The sequence below is a fragment of the bacterium genome (genome assembly GCA_024228115.1).
Lineage (GTDB): Bacteria > Myxococcota_A > UBA9160 > UBA9160 > UBA6930.
Window position 1 is genome coordinate 1 of sequence record JAAETT010000061.1, and the last position, 13,769, is coordinate 13,769.

Annotated in this window: 16 protein-coding genes; 14 read left to right on the forward strand and 2 right to left on the reverse strand. The window is 66.4% G+C overall.

The window, feature by feature from the left end; all coding sequences use genetic code 11:
* Nucleotides 1-138 precede the first annotated feature (138 nt).
* The 7 genes from rhlP (at nucleotide 139) to GY937_03300 (ending at nucleotide 5,013) form a co-directional block, all read left to right on the forward strand.
* A complete protein-coding gene (rhlP, locus tag GY937_03270; GenBank protein MCP5055728.1) occupies nucleotides 139-606 on the forward strand; it encodes a rhombotarget lipoprotein in 468 nt (155 codons plus the stop codon).
* Nucleotides 599-1,192, forward strand: a complete 594-nt coding sequence (rrtA, locus tag GY937_03275; protein MCP5055729.1) for a rhombosortase — start codon at nucleotides 599-601, stop codon at nucleotides 1,190-1,192. Before rhlP ends, rrtA begins: the two co-directional genes overlap by 8 nt.
* 149 nt (nucleotides 1,193-1,341) lie before the next feature.
* Nucleotides 1,342-1,527, forward strand: coding sequence for a hypothetical protein (locus GY937_03280; protein MCP5055730.1), 186 nt, complete (start codon nucleotides 1,342-1,344; stop codon nucleotides 1,525-1,527).
* A gap of 236 nt (nucleotides 1,528-1,763) precedes the next feature.
* Nucleotides 1,764-2,936, forward strand: coding sequence for a steroid 3-ketoacyl-CoA thiolase (locus tag GY937_03285; protein MCP5055731.1), 1,173 nt, complete (start codon nucleotides 1,764-1,766; stop codon nucleotides 2,934-2,936).
* Nucleotides 2,937-2,961: 25 nt separating this feature from the next.
* Entirely contained in the window at nucleotides 2,962-3,435 is a 474-nt protein-coding gene (locus GY937_03290) for a MarR family transcriptional regulator (GenBank protein ID MCP5055732.1), read from the forward strand.
* Between the two features lie 39 nt (nucleotides 3,436-3,474).
* Complete coding sequence (locus GY937_03295; protein ID MCP5055733.1) at nucleotides 3,475-4,245, forward strand: SDR family NAD(P)-dependent oxidoreductase; 771 nt, start codon at nucleotides 3,475-3,477, stop codon at nucleotides 4,243-4,245.
* 15 nt (nucleotides 4,246-4,260) lie between these two features.
* Nucleotides 4,261-5,013 (forward strand): crotonase/enoyl-CoA hydratase family protein, encoded by a 753-nt coding sequence (locus tag GY937_03300; protein ID MCP5055734.1) that lies wholly within the window; start codon nucleotides 4,261-4,263, stop codon nucleotides 5,011-5,013.
* 37 nt (nucleotides 5,014-5,050) lie between these two features.
* On the opposite strand, the gene gloB is transcribed toward GY937_03300, so the two are convergent.
* Entirely contained in the window at nucleotides 5,051-5,821 is a 771-nt protein-coding gene (gene gloB / locus GY937_03305; protein ID MCP5055735.1) for a hydroxyacylglutathione hydrolase, read from the reverse strand.
* A 107-nt stretch (nucleotides 5,822-5,928) separates the two neighbouring features.
* Here gloB and GY937_03310 point away from each other — a divergent pair, with 107 nt between their 5' ends.
* The 6 genes from GY937_03310 to GY937_03335 all read left to right on the forward strand — a co-directional run bounded on the left by GY937_03310 (nucleotide 5,929) and on the right by GY937_03335 (nucleotide 12,012).
* Nucleotides 5,929-6,843, forward strand: coding sequence for a cation transporter (locus tag GY937_03310; protein ID MCP5055736.1), 915 nt, complete (start codon nucleotides 5,929-5,931; stop codon nucleotides 6,841-6,843).
* The gene (locus GY937_03315) at nucleotides 6,840-7,688 is read left to right on the forward strand and encodes a zinc ABC transporter substrate-binding protein (protein ID MCP5055737.1); all 849 of its coding nucleotides are present in this window, start codon (nucleotides 6,840-6,842) and stop codon (nucleotides 7,686-7,688) included. The genes GY937_03310 and GY937_03315 overlap by 4 nt, the downstream gene beginning before the upstream one ends.
* The gene (locus GY937_03320) at nucleotides 7,685-8,473 is read left to right on the forward strand and encodes a metal ABC transporter ATP-binding protein (protein ID MCP5055738.1); all 789 of its coding nucleotides are present in this window, start codon (nucleotides 7,685-7,687) and stop codon (nucleotides 8,471-8,473) included. Before GY937_03315 ends, GY937_03320 begins: the two co-directional genes overlap by 4 nt.
* A 23-nt stretch (nucleotides 8,474-8,496) precedes the next feature.
* On the forward strand, nucleotides 8,497-9,270 hold the full coding sequence (locus tag GY937_03325; GenBank protein MCP5055739.1) for a metal ABC transporter permease: 774 nt from the start codon (nucleotides 8,497-8,499) through the stop codon (nucleotides 9,268-9,270).
* 21 nt (nucleotides 9,271-9,291) lie between these two features.
* Nucleotides 9,292-10,641 (forward strand): serine hydrolase, encoded by a 1,350-nt coding sequence (locus GY937_03330; GenBank protein MCP5055740.1) that lies wholly within the window; start codon nucleotides 9,292-9,294, stop codon nucleotides 10,639-10,641.
* A gap of 240 nt (nucleotides 10,642-10,881) precedes the next feature.
* A complete protein-coding gene (locus GY937_03335) occupies nucleotides 10,882-12,012 on the forward strand; it encodes an esterase-like activity of phytase family protein (protein ID MCP5055741.1) in 1,131 nt (376 codons plus the stop codon).
* 5 nt (nucleotides 12,013-12,017) lie between these two features.
* Here the strand turns inward: GY937_03335 and GY937_03340 are convergent, their stop codons facing one another.
* Complete coding sequence (locus GY937_03340) at nucleotides 12,018-13,130, reverse strand: pyridoxal phosphate-dependent aminotransferase (GenBank protein MCP5055742.1); 1,113 nt, start codon at nucleotides 13,128-13,130, stop codon at nucleotides 12,018-12,020.
* Nucleotides 13,131-13,300: 170 nt separating this feature from the next.
* Here GY937_03340 and GY937_03345 point away from each other — a divergent pair, with 170 nt between their 5' ends.
* Nucleotides 13,301-13,753, forward strand: coding sequence for a cytochrome c maturation protein CcmE (locus GY937_03345; GenBank protein ID MCP5055743.1), 453 nt, complete (start codon nucleotides 13,301-13,303; stop codon nucleotides 13,751-13,753).
* The last annotated feature ends 16 nt before the right edge of the window (nucleotides 13,754-13,769 follow it).

A 13,769-nucleotide genomic window follows, 5' to 3' on the forward strand; every position in this document is an offset into this window, starting at 1 on the left:
CGGTCGAGCCGGGAGGGCGTTCGCCCTGGGTCAAGGACCTTTCGACCCGGAAGATCTGAATCGGAATCCGGAACGGCGGGCTGCGTCGCCCCCCGGCCAAATGATCAGATTTCTACGCTTCTGAGTGAGCGTCTACACTTGTATGGCATCGATGTCATCGCCCTGATGTCCTACGACCAGGTCCAGTTCACGACTCAGGATGCCCTTTCACTGACCTATTGGACGATCGTCGGGGCCTACATCGTCCCCGCGGAGAAGAACGACACCCACACGTTGATCGACGCCGCCGTGTTCGACATCGAGAGTCGGAAGATGTTGTTCCGCGCGCCGGGCACCAGCCTCGTGAAGGGTCGAGCCGCGCCCATCGACCTTCAAGGCAAGCTCAAGCGCGATAGCGTCCGGGGTTTCGAGAAGGCCGGCGAGGACCTGATCGCAAACCTCGATGTCGCCCTCGCCGATCTCCAGCAGCGCGTGAAGGATCGGCCCGACGACTACGAGATCTCTAGCCGCCCCGGATACAGCGGTGACGCGGGCGCACTCATGGCGGCTCTGACCGCCGGGGCAGCGCTCGCTGCTCGCCTCGGGAGCACTCGCAAACGTGCGTGACCCGTTTCCGCGCAGCGTCCTGATCTCCCTGGCCGCTGTCGTCGTCGCGGTCGTCGTTCACGTGCTTCCCGACGTTTCGAGTGTGTGGATTTTCGAGCGGGACGCCATCGAGTCCTGGCAGCTCTGGCGGATCTTGACGAGCAGTTGGGTCCACTACTCGTGGACCCAACTGGCCCACAACGCCCTGGTCATCATCGCGTGTGGTGTGCTGCTCGACGACGCGGACTGGTGCCGTTACGCCGTGCTGGTGCTCGGCGGCGGCCTCGTCGTGGGGCTCGGCGTGTTCCTGCTACGGCCCGATGTCGCCCGGTTCGCGGGACTGTCTGGCGTCGCCTGTGGCGCTACGGCCTTCGCGGCATTGCGCGGGATGCGATGCGACGGCAGGATGCCCAGACTGCACTTGGTCCTGCTCGCGAGCCTCGCCGTAAAGCTCGGTTTCGAGCTGGCTACCGATACCTCGCTCCTCGACCTGGGACGACCGACGGTCGCCAACCCCTTGTTGCCGCTCAGCCACGTTATCGGCGCCGCGTCAGCGCTGCTTGTCGCCTTCGACACGGGTTCCGCACCGTCCGTCACACGCACTTGAAGTACCGCTGCCGTTGCGGCACCGGTTTCGAAACCGCACTCGTTCCCGGCAACGGGCTTGCCCCCCTCGTGTCGGGCAGACGCAGTCTACGGCGAGTCACCGGATCCGGGTGGTACCACCCGGGTACCGCCAACCGCTATGATCGGTGGATGGATCCGCTCCACGCTCTGCGCATCTTCCTGGTTTCGGTTGCCCTCGGTGGCATCCTGTACGCGTGCATCAACACAGGGCTCGGCTCACGCGAGCAGACGAACTGGTGGGGCGAACTGCCGAAGCACAAGAAGATCGCGTTCGGCGCAGGCATCGCAGCCACGATCCTGCAGACCTTCATCTGAGGGCGCGGCCACTTCCTCCTCGTGTGAGATGACGGACGCCGTCGACCGCCCTCCACCGCGCCTCGGGAACCCCAGACCTGGAGTCCTTCTCGACTTTTTGTCTGTCGTTGGATAGTATGGCGCCGAACCATTTACCGCCGGACATCGGGTCCGGCCCCACGTCCGACCCTCGGGCGGACAGTCGGCTGTCGATCCTCGATCGGAGCCCATTCCATCCATAGAGGAAATCCCCCCCCATGCGTGAAGTCGTCATCGTCGAAGCCGTGCGCACCCCTCTCGGGCGTCGCAACGGCGGTCTGTCCACCTGCCATTCGATCGACGTGCTCGGTCAGGTCCAGAAGGAATTGTTCGAACGCAGCGGTGCGGATCCCAAGGAAGTCGGCCAGGTGGTCGGCGGTTGCGTCGGCCAGGTGGGCATGCAGACCATGAACGTGGCGCGAAACGCCTGGCTCACCGCCGGGCTTCCGCTGGACGTTGCGGCGACGACCGTCGATACCCAATGCGGATCTTCCCAGCAGGCGACCAACCTCGCCTACTCGCTCGTGGCTTCGGGCGTCGTCGATTCGGCCGTTGGCTGCGGCGTAGAGCTCATGAGCCGCGTGCCCATGGGCGCCACCATCCCCAAGGGCAGCACCGGCATGCCGGTGAACAAGAACTACTGGGAGCACTATGAGTGGACGTCCCAGTTCGAGGGCGCCGAGCGCATCGCCAAACAGTGGGGCATCACGCGCGAAGACACGGATGCCTTCGGCAAGCGCTCCCAGGACCTCGCCGCCGGAGCCTGGGCGGAGAATCGCTTCGACGGTCAGATCCTCCCCATCGACGCGCCCGACGTCGACGACGAGGGCAATGCGCTCGAGACGACCCATCGGGTCGCGCGGGACGAGGGCCTGCGCGAGACCACGCTCGAAGGGCTCGCAAAGCTCAAGACCAACCAGGAAGGTGGCGTCCACACGGCCGGCACCTCGTCGCAGATCAGCGACGGCGCCGGCGCGATCCTGCTGATGACGAAGGAAAAGGCCGACGCCCTCGGCCTGAAGCCACTGGCCACGATCGTCGACGCCTGCCTCACGGGCAGCGACCCGGTCCTGATGCTGACCGGGCCGATCGGTGCGACCCGGAAGATGCTCGAGAACAACGGCATGCAGATGAGCGACATCGACATCGTCGAGATCAACGAAGCCTTTGCCTCGGTGGTGCTGGCCTGGGAGCGCGAACTCAAGCCCGACATGGCGACCGTGAACCCGAATGGCGGCGCGATTGCACTCGGCCATCCGCTCGGTGGCACGGGTTCGGTGCTCATCACCAAGGCCGTGCACGAGCTGCAGCGCAGCGGCAAGGAGCACGCGCTCGTGACCATGTGCTGCGGTGGAGGCCTCGGGACCGGAACGCTGCTGCGCCGGGCCTGATCGCAGCCCAGCGTTCGCATCCGCCATGAGCGAATCCAGCAAGCACGAGCTCGATGCACCGCCGTGGCTCCGGGTCGAATCGACACTCATGTCGCTCGCCCGGGGCATCCGGCGGGCGTACGACCTGGGCTTCGAAGAGCTTGGCCTCAACCTCTCCGAAGCCAGCGTGCTCGCCTATGCGCAGGAGCGCGGCCCTCTGATGCAGGCCGAACTCGCCAAACACATGGGCCTCGGACGCGCCGCGATGGGATCAATGGTCGACTCCCTCGAGGCGCGGGGCCTGGCGGAACGCCAGCCCAAGCCCGGCGACCGCCGCGTGTGGCTCGTCGCCGTGACGCCGGACGGCGACCAGCTGGCGAATCAGGTCGCGAAGATCGACGAGCGTCTGCGCGGAGAGTTTCGCGCGGGCATCTCCCGCAAGGAACGTCGCGAACTCGCCGGGCTACTCAATCGCCTGCGCGAGAACGTGAAAGGCGTGATTGCGGAAACCTCGGATTGAACCCCGGGCACCCCGTGTGCCCGAACCAGGAGAACTGAAATGGATGTTTCGAATAGCTCTGCCATCGTCACGGGTGGCGCTTCCGGCCTCGGCGAAGCGTGCGCGCGCCGGCTGACGGCTGCGGGCGCGAAGTGCGTGATCCTCGACATGAACGAGGAGAAGGGAAAGGAAGTGGCAAGCGAACTCGGTGGCGAGTTCGTGAAGGCCGACGTGGCCGATCCCGATCAGGTACAGATCGCCTGCGAGACGGCCGTTGGCATGGCGCCCCTTCGCGCACTCGTCAACGGTGCGGGTATCGGCAGCGCCGGCCGAACGGTCGATCGCCAGGGCGAGCCGTTCAAGCTCGAGGTCTTCGAGTTCGTGGTGCGCGTCAACCTGATCGGCAGCTTCAACTGTCTGCGGCTTGCTGCGGCCATGATGGCCAAGCAGGAGCCCCTCGACGAGCAGGGCCAGCGCGGTGCGATCGTCAACATGACGTCGGTCGCGGCCTTCGAAGGCCAGATCGGTCAGTGTGCCTACTCGGCTTCGAAGGGCGGCGTGGTCGGCATGACGCTTCCGATCGCGCGCGACCTCTCGGCAATCGGCATTCGCGTGAACACGGTCGCGCCGGGCCTGTTCGACACGCCCATCTATGGCGAAGGCGAAGGCAGCGAGGCCTTCAAGGCCAAGCTCGGCCAGAGCGTGCTCTTCCCCAAGCGCCTGGGTTACGCGGACGAACTCTCCCAGATGGTGATGCAACTCATCACCAACGACTACATGAACGGTGAAGTGGTGCGCTGCGACGGTGGCGTTCGCCTTCCCCCCAAGTGATCGAAGGATTGAATCATGGCAAATGAAGTCCTGACCGAACGACACGACCGCATCCTGGTCATCACCCTGAATCGCCCCGAGGCCCGGAACGCGGTCAACGGCCCGTTGGCCGACGCACTGAATGCCGCGGTCGAAGAACTCGACAACGACCCGGGGCTGACGGCCGCCGTACTGACGGGCGCCGGAGGCGGGTTCTCCTCAGGCATGGACCTCAAGTGGTTCGCCACCCAGGGCCCGCCCGTGGGTTTCGGCAAGTTCCTGCAGGCCGGCGCCAGGAAGCCGTTGATCGCAGCGATCGAAGGCTTTGCGCTCGCGGGTGGACTGGAACTCGCACTCACCTGTGATCTGCTGGTGGCGGCCAACAACGTGAAGTTCGGCATTCCCGAAGCGAAGCGCGGACTCTTCGCCGCCGGTGGCGCGCTCATGCGCCTTCCGCGCGTCGTGCCCCACGGCGTCGCGATGGAGATGGCGCTCACGGGCGATCCGATCAGCGCCGAGCGGGCCCTCGAACTCGGCTTGATCGCGCGCGTATCCGAACCGGGCAATGCACTCGACGTGGCGCTCGACCTGGCGAGACAGATCGCCCGCAATGCACCGCTGTCGGTCGCCATGTCGAAGAAGCTGATCGTCGATTCCTACGGCCGCACGGAAGAGGAATTCTGGTCCCACCAGGGCCCGGAGAGCGGCAAGATCTTCACATCGAAGGACGCGCAGGAAGGCGCCCGGGCGTTCGCGGAGAAGCGCGAGCCGGAGTGGACGGGGAGCTGAGCCGACTTCCCCCATACAGGCACGGAGAGCGTCTCCGCTAGAAGTTGTCCTTCCGAAGCCTCGTCTCGGTGAATACCGCGACCGGCGCTGCACCCTCCAGCCCGATCGCCTTCTGCAACCCCGACGTCGCGGGGCGGAGGAAGGGGTTGGTGCGAAGCTCGAGATCGATCGTGGTCGGGAGCGTCGGCTGGCCCGCGGCGCGGGTCTCGTCCACCTGCTGAGCCCGGGCTTTCAGGTCCGTGTTGTCCGGGTCGACACTGAGGGCGAAGGCAGCGTTGGCCTGGGTGTATTCGTGGCCACAGTAGACGCGGGTCTCGGGCGGAAGTTCCATCAGCTTCTGCAACGAGGTCCACATCGTCTCGGGCGTTCCCTCGAAGAGGCGACCGCAGCCCATCGCGAACAATGTATCCCCGGTGAACACCAGCCGGTCGTTCGGGAACCAGTAGTTCACGGCCCCCGCCGTGTGACCGGGCACATCGAACACGTGGACTTCGTGACCACCGAGATCGAAGACATCGTCCTGGCCCACGGCCTTCTGGATACCCGGGATCTTGTCCTGCTCCGCCCGGGGCCCGATGATCTCGGCTCCCGTCTTCTTCTGGAGTTCCAGGTTCCCGCCCGTATGGTCCGGATGCCAATGCGTGTTCAGGATATGGGTGAGGCTCCAGCCCTTGGCTTCGAGAGCCGCCTCGATCGGCGCGACCTCGGGTGTATCGATGACCGCCGTCACGCCGGAGTCCGCGTCATGCAGGAGCACGGCGTAGTTGTCCGACAGGCAGAGGAACTGATGGATCTCGAAATCGGCCATGGGGTCTCCCGGTTGCGAAGGCAGCGGAAAGTAGCGCGGCTGCCCACGAGAAGAAGGCGGGCCGGGCTGCGGCTGCGCCGCGGGCTACGGTAGGGGAAACTGTCCAGATGCACGATCACGATCATGGGCACGCGCATGGGCCTTCGTCGGCCCTCTCCCGGCCCCAGCAGCGAAAGCGCCTGGCATGGACGCTGGCCCTGGCAGCCACCTATATGGTTGCCGAGGTACTCGGTGGCCTCTGGACCGGCTCCCTTGCACTCCTGGCCGACGCGGGGCACATGCTCTCGGATGTTGCCGCCCTCGCCCTCTCCCTGGCGGCCCTCTGGCTGGCCGAACGCCCCGCTCCCGCAGCACGCACCTTCGGCTATCGGCGTTCGGAAATTCTCGCGGCCCTCGCCAATGGAACGGCCCTGGTGGTCGTCGCCATCTTCATCCTGATCGAAGCCTGGGAGCGAAGCGCCGCGCCGCCCGAGGTACTCGGCCTGCCAATGCTCGCCATCGCCACCGGCGGCCTCGTCGTCAACGTCCTCGGCTTGTTCCTGCTCCAAGGCGGCCGGGATGCCAGCCTGAACATGCGCGGCGCCTGGCTCCACCTGATGAGCGACGCCCTCGGCAGCGTAGGCGCAATGACCGCTGGCCTCTGCGTATGGCTCTTCGATTGGACGCTGGCCGACCCGATCGCCTCGGCGGTGATCGCTCTGCTGGTGTTGGCTTCGGCCTGGACCCTGCTGAAAGAAACCGTCGACGTGTTGCTGGAGTCCGCACCCCGCCATCTGGATGTGGCCGAGATCGGGCGGGAACTGGCGAACGCGAATGGTGTGGCCTCGGTGCACGATCTGCATGTCTGGACGATCACCAGCGGCATGGTCTCCCTCTCCTGTCATGTGGCCTGCCGCGAGGACACGCCCCCGGCCGCGCTGCTAGGCGAACTGCAATGCCTCCTCCGCGATCGGTATGCCATCGAACATGTCACGATCCAGGTGGAGCCAAAGGATTTCGAGGAGTCGGTCGAGGTCTGTTGATGCATCGCGTCCGTCCTCTCTTCCTGTTTCTGATGGCCGGGCTCGTCGCCCTTCCCGGCGCAGCCAACGCCTGCGGCAACGTCGTGACGACCCTCGTCCCGCTCTCGTTCCTCGTCCAGGAGATCGGAGGGGAACGCGTCGACAGCCTGGTCCTGGTGCCCTCGGGTGCGAGCCCTCACGCGTTCGAGCCACGGCCCTCCGACGCCGCTCGCGCTGAAGCGGCATGCCTGTTCGTTTCTGCAGGAGACGGCTCGGATGCGTGGGCCGCGCGGCTCGGCGACACACTCGCTACCGGCCGCCATCTCGCCCTCGCTGTCAGCCTCGGGTTGCCGACCCACGCCTGGCTCGACCCGATTGCGGTCCGTGACCTGTTGGCACCGCGACTTGCCGATGCGCTGGCCCTTGCAGACCCGGACGGAGCGGCAGCCTACGCCGAGCAGCTGCGGGCTTTCCAGGTCCGGCTGACGGCCCTGGATGCAGGCGTGCGCACAGAGCTCGCCGATACGGGCGGCCAATTCGTTGCCTTGCATGATGCCTGGGCAGCCTTCGCCGAGCGCTACGGCCTCGAGGCCATCGGCGTGTTGCGCCACGCAGACGGAGGCGAGGTGGGCCCGCGGAGCCTCGGCAAACTCGTCGCCAAGGCCCGAGCGGCCGGCATCCGGGCGATTCTCGTGGAACCTCAGCTTCCCGGCCGCATGGCGGAACGTGTCGCTGAAGAATTCGGAGCGAGCACGGAGAACGTCGATCCCCTCGGCGACCCGGCGGACCCGGCCCGCGCGAGCTATGAAGCGTTGCTTCGCTTCAACGCGGCGGCGTTCCGCCGCGCCATGGGGGGCCCACGATGAACGAGCGCGTCCCCCCTGTCCTCCACGTCCAGGGGCTCTACGTCAAGCGCGACGGACACCCCGTCCTCGAAGACATCACGTTCGACGTGGCGCCGGGAGAGTTTGCTGGCATCTGCGGCCCGAACGGTGCCGGCAAGACGACGCTCCTCAAGACGCTGCTCGGCAGTTTGAAGCCCGACGCGGGCGAGATCAGCGTGCTCGGTGCGACGCCCGGCCACCAGCGGGACGAAGGCATCGGCTACGTGCCCCAACGCAACAACGTGCCCGCGGGCTTCCCGGCTCGCGTGCGGGATATCGTCGCCATGGGAGGGTTGCGCGGACGGGGTTGGCGGGGTCGGCTGGGGTTGGCGACAGCGGAAGGCGAAGCCGTAGAGGAGAATCTCGAGCGGGTCGGAATCCTCCCGTTGGCGGATCGGCCGATCGGGCAGCTCTCCGGCGGCGAGCAGCGCCGGGTGGTGCTCGCCCAGGCCTTGTGCGCAAGCAGCCGCCTGTTGATTCTCGATGAGCCGACCGTAGGTCTCGATCTTCCAGCGGAGCAGGCCTTCTATCGGCTATGCCGCAAGCTCCAATCCGAGCTCGGTCTTTCCGTGATCGCCGTCTCCCACGATCTGGTGGCCCTGGCCGGCGAGGCCGATCGACTCCTTTGCATCAACCGCCATATGCATGTCCACGGCAATCCGGATGAAGTCGTTCACAGCCACGCCCTCAAGGAAGCCTACGCTTGCGAATTCGACTTCCTGCGCGGCGAAATCGACCACCACGGCCGTCACGGCCCGGGGCACTGAGCCGAATGCTCGAGCTTGTCTTCATGCAACGGGCGCTGATCGCCGCGATCGGTGTCGGCATCGTATGCGGCGGCCTTGGTTTCTTCGTCGTCCTTCGGGGAATGGCCTTTGCAGGCATCGGCATCTCTCACGCGGCCATCGGCGGCATCGCGATCGGCCTCTTGCTAGGCATGAGCCCCACCTGGAGCGGAGCGGTCTTCGCGGTCGGGACAGCCGTCGCGATCGCCTGGTCGAGACGGCGCAGTGAGCTCTCCCAGGATACCGTGATCGGAGTCTTCTTCACCGGCGCGATGGCCCTCGGCCTCGTCCTGGTGAGCCTGCGACGAAGCGCCCAACAGGATCTGTTCGGCTACTTGTTCGGCAACGTCCTGGCGATCTCGCCCTTCGAGTTGACGGCGCTGCTCGGCCTCGGCGCGTGCGTGTTGATCCTTCTCGCACTCACGTTTCGCGCGCACCTCTTCGTCGCATTCGACGACGAGATTGCGGGCGCTTACGGCCATCCGGTCGAGAAGCTGGAAATGCTCTTGCTCGTGTTGCTGGCCATCACGGTGATCCTCGGCGTCCGGCTGGTCGGTGTCCTGTTGATCGAAGCCCTGTTGGTCGTCCCGGCCGCCACCGCCGCACTCTGGGCCCGGGATTTTCGAGGCCAGGTTGCGCTGGCCATGGGCCTGGGTGCCATATCCGGTGTCGTGGGCCTTTTCGTGGCCTACCAATTCGATCTGGCAGCGGGCGCGAGCATCGCCCTGGCGACGGTTCTCCTCTTCCTGATCAGCCTGCCGCTTCGAAGAAGTGCCTGAACCTTCGAGGTCAACCCATCCATGAACCGAGCCCTCCGAACCCTCGGGTTGCCTCTGCTCCTCCTCGGGGCCCTGGTCGCCATCGGCTCCCAAGCGTGGACGGCGGCTCGCGTCGGTGCCGGGATGAGCGCCCTGGTCGCCTGCGGCCTGGTGCACCACACCGGCCTCGATCCGGAGTGGGTCATGGCGCACTACGTAGGCCCCCTGCTCGGTGCCGGCGCTAAACTGGTCGAACTCCAGCACGACCCTGGGACGGGAACCACCGGAAGCCGGGCCGCAGCCTGGGCCCGCGGACGAGCCATCGTTCGCGGCGGCGTTGGCTGCACACTCGTTCTCGACGAGGACGAGGCTGCACTTCGCAGCTTCGAGGATCCACCCCACGCGCCCCCCCTTCGACCCGATCTGCCGTGGCCGGAAGGCAGTGCCCCCCTCGACGGCCCTGCGAACCCCGCGCTCGTCGCCGCCCTCGATGAAGCCTTCGCCGAGCCTGAGAACCAGCCCGGGCGGATGCGCCAGACTCTCGCCGTACTCGTCGCCCACGGCGGAAGGCTCTTGGCCGAACGCTATGCCCCCGGCGTCGATCGCGATTCCCGATTGCTCTCCTGGTCCGCTGCGAAAAGCGTGATCGCCGCGCTGCTTGGTGTCGCCGAGTTCGAAGGCCGGCTCGATCGGTTCGGCCCTGCCCCGGTTCCCGAGTGGCGCGGGCCCGCCGATCCCCGCGGCTCGATTACCGTCGACCAGCTGCTGCGCATGTCGAGCGGCCTCGCCTTCGATGAAACCTATGGGGCCGTGAACGACGTCTCCCAGATGCTCTTCACCCACCCGGACGCAGGCGCATTCGCCGCAGGCATGGATCTCCTCCACGAACCCGACAGCGAATGGGCCTACTCGAGTGGCACGTCGAACATCCTCGCCCGCATCTTGCGTGATCTCTTCGGGCGCGACGTCGAAGCCCAGGTGAGCTGGAGTCGCACGTCCTTCTTCGACCCCATCGGAATGCGCAGCGCGGTGTTCGAAACCGACGCGTCCGGGAGCTTCATCGGCTCCTCCCTTCTTCTACGCGACTGGCAGGGACTGGGCACGCTTCGGCCAACTCCATTTGCAAGGGGGGACATGGAACGGCCAGCGCATCCTTCCCAAAGACTGGATCCGGTACGTGAGTACACCCACGCCGAAAGCACCCGAGGGCCGATACGGCGCGGGGTGGTGGCTGAACGCAGGCGATCCAGCCGACCCGACCCAGCGCATGTGGCCGTCGGTACCGCCGGAGGCCTATGCGGCCCGCGGCATGAGCGGACAATACGTGGTCATCGTCCCTTCGGCAGATCTGGTGATCGTGCGCCTGGGGCTTACCCAATCCGGCCAGGATGAGTTGCAGGGAATCGAGCCGCTCGTGCGGGCAGCCATCGACGCCGTGCAGGGCGGGCCCACATCGGGCGAGTAGGCCGAACGCGTCCGACGGTTCGCGGGCAGGCCATTCGATTCCACTCGCGCCGTCGGATCCTGGCATCCCCAGGGGACTCATGCCCCCCCCCCCGATGCCTGCGTGTTTCGAATCCCCCGCGCAAGAAACGCGCCACGTCATGGCCTTTCGGGGCACCCTTCTTCCATATGTCTCGCGTACTCCTGCGCTCTCGTAGGCTCTTCCTCCTGCTCGCTGCGTGCCTGATCGCGACTGTCGGCCCCCCGACCACGGCCTCCGCCCTCGCTGTCGTCGATCCGGGCCAGACGCCTGTCGTCATCAGCGGTGCAGGAAACGCGGAATTCTCGGGAATCGCTCACACTGGTGGCGGCCAGTTCCTCTCGGTCGCGGATTCCGGAGGGACACTCCACCCCGTTTCGATCAGCATCGATCCGGTGACGGGCTTCGTAAGCCAGGCCAGCGCAGGCACACCCGTGATTCTCGCCGGCGGGGTCGATCTGGAGGGCGTCGCCTGGCGCAGCGCTACCGGGAGCGTTTTCGTATCGGACGAGGTCGGCCCGGCGATCCGGGAAGTCGATCCCACCACCGGCGCGTTGATCCGCAACGTCACCTTGCCGCCGATCTTCGCCAATCTGAGGCCGAATCTCGGCCTGGAATCGCTGAGCCTCGCGCCGGACGGTTCCGCCTTGTGGACCGCCAACGAGGCCGCCCTCCTGGTCGACGGCCCGGTCGCGAACTTCGTCGACGGTACCTGGGTGCGCATCCAACGCTTCGACGGAACGGGAACCGCCGCCGGGCAATGGGCCTATCGGACCGAAGCCCAGGGAAGCTTCTCGGGCGTGGTCGATCTCGTGGCGCTCCCGAGCGGGGAGCTGCTCGTGCTCGAACGCGCGCTCGCCCTCGGCGGATTTCAATCGCGGCTCTTCCTGATCGATTTCAACGGCGCGACGGATACCAGCAGCCTGCCGGCCCTGGCGGGTGCCAGCTTCCAAGGCGTCGGCAAGACCCTGCTCTGGAGCCGGTTGGGCGGCGCACTGAACATCGAGGGCATGGGTCTCGGCCCGACCTTGGCGAACGGCGATACGAGCCTCGTCCTGGTGAGCGATGGGGGCGGAACGTCACCACCGAATACACTCGCCCTGCGGCTCTCCGTCCCGGAACCGGGGATCCTGCTGCTGGTCTTGTTGGGCACCGCCGGAATGCTCGGCCGATCCCGTGCCGCGTTCGCATCCCAGCTGGGCAAGTTCCATCGCAATCCCTCGCGCAGCGAGGCGACCTGCGAAGCGCTACAGCTGGACCTGATCCGATCGGGCGGGTAGGCCCATCAAGCCGAGGGGGCTCCCCCTTCCGACCAGCGAGAGAGCCGAGCGAGCGCCTCGCGTAGATCCGCCTCGGGCGCCGCATAACAAAAGCGAAGCCAGCCCTCCCCCGTGGAACCGAAATCAATTCCTGGAGTGGCGGCGACGTGCGCGCGTTCGAGCAACGCATTCGCCAAGGCGAGCGAATCCCCACTGAAGGCGCCCGCATCCGCGAACACGTAGAACGCACCCTCGGGCTCGACGGGAATGACGAAGCCGAGCTCGCGAAGACCATCGATCAGCAGCCGGCGCCGGGGCGCGAGGCTCGCCCGGGCTGCCTCGACGGTGGCGTCCCCTTGCTGGAGGGCTGCGATCCCCGCCCGCTGTACGAATTCGCTCGCGGATATGAACAGGTTCTGCTGCAGCGATTGCAAGGTGCGGATCGCGGCTTGCGGGGCGATCACGTAGCCGAGACGGAAGCCTGTCATGGCGTAGCGCTTCGAGAACCCATCCAGGACGAACGCCTGATCGGTGATTTCCAGCGCAGAGACCACGCGGGCTTCGTCGTAGACGAGCCCATCGTAGATCTCGTCGCAAACCAGAGGCACACCGAGGCTGGCCAGGGCTTCGAGCGTCTCGCGGCTCTGAATGGCACCGGTCGGATTGGCCGGTGTGCCCACCACGATGGCCTTCGTCCGGGAGGTGACGGCACTTCGCACCGCGTCCACGTCCACGGCATAGCCAGCCTCCGGAGCGCAGGCCACCGCCACCGGCTTCCCACCGCAGAAACGCACGAAGTTCGGATAACACGCGTAGTGCGGCGACGGGACGATCACCTCGTCACCAGGCTCGAGCACGAGGCCGAACACCATCAGCATCGCCGGGGATGTGCCACTCGTCACGATCACCTGGGCCGGATCCACCGAACTGCCCGTGCGGCGCGTCTTGTCCGCTGCGATCGCGTCGCGGAGTTCGGGAAGGCCCCGGCTGTCCGTGTAGTTCGTGTGTCCGGAGCCCAGGGCTTCGGCGCAGGCGCGCAGCGCCGCAGGCGGTGGATCGAAATCCGGCTCGCCGACTTCGAGGTGCACCACGTGGATCCCCGCCCGCTCCATCTCCTGCGCACGCTCCATCAACTCCATCGCGAGGAACGGCTGGACCGCCCGGATGTGAGGAGGAATTCGCACACCGGCGAGGTAGCCGTGGAGCTAGAACATGTCAACTGAGAGACGCTTGCAACCCATCGAATTTCCTACGCTTTCGCGCCTCCCGGGGTTTGACGGAAACCGGTCGAGGGGATAGCTTGCGGAGCATGTCCAAGGGGGTCCAGATCGCCATCGGCGGCGTCTTGATGGCGTTGCTGCTCGGCTGGTACGGCTCGACGCAGGTCAGCGAAGCGTCGTTTGCCTACTACCAGACCCTCGAAGAATTCGCGGCCGCAGACGGCGAAGCGAGCCGCGCGGTGCGCGTGCACGGCTACGTCGCTGATGGCTCCATCGAGCGCGACGTAGACGCCAAACAGGTGAGCTTTCGCGTACAGAGCACACCGCCTCACGCCGGAGAAGCGGACGGCCGCATGATGCAGGTGGTCTACGCGAGCCTCGAGACGCCGGACCTCTTCAAGGACGGCGCCGAGGTCGTCGTAGAGGGCCGCTTGCATCCTGCCGAGAGCGGCGGGAACACCTTCCACGCCACCAATGTCCTCGCCAAATGCCCGTCGAAGTTCGAGGGTCAGGAACCCCCGGGCTCCGGCACTTCGAGCTAGCCCGGATGAGCGAGCG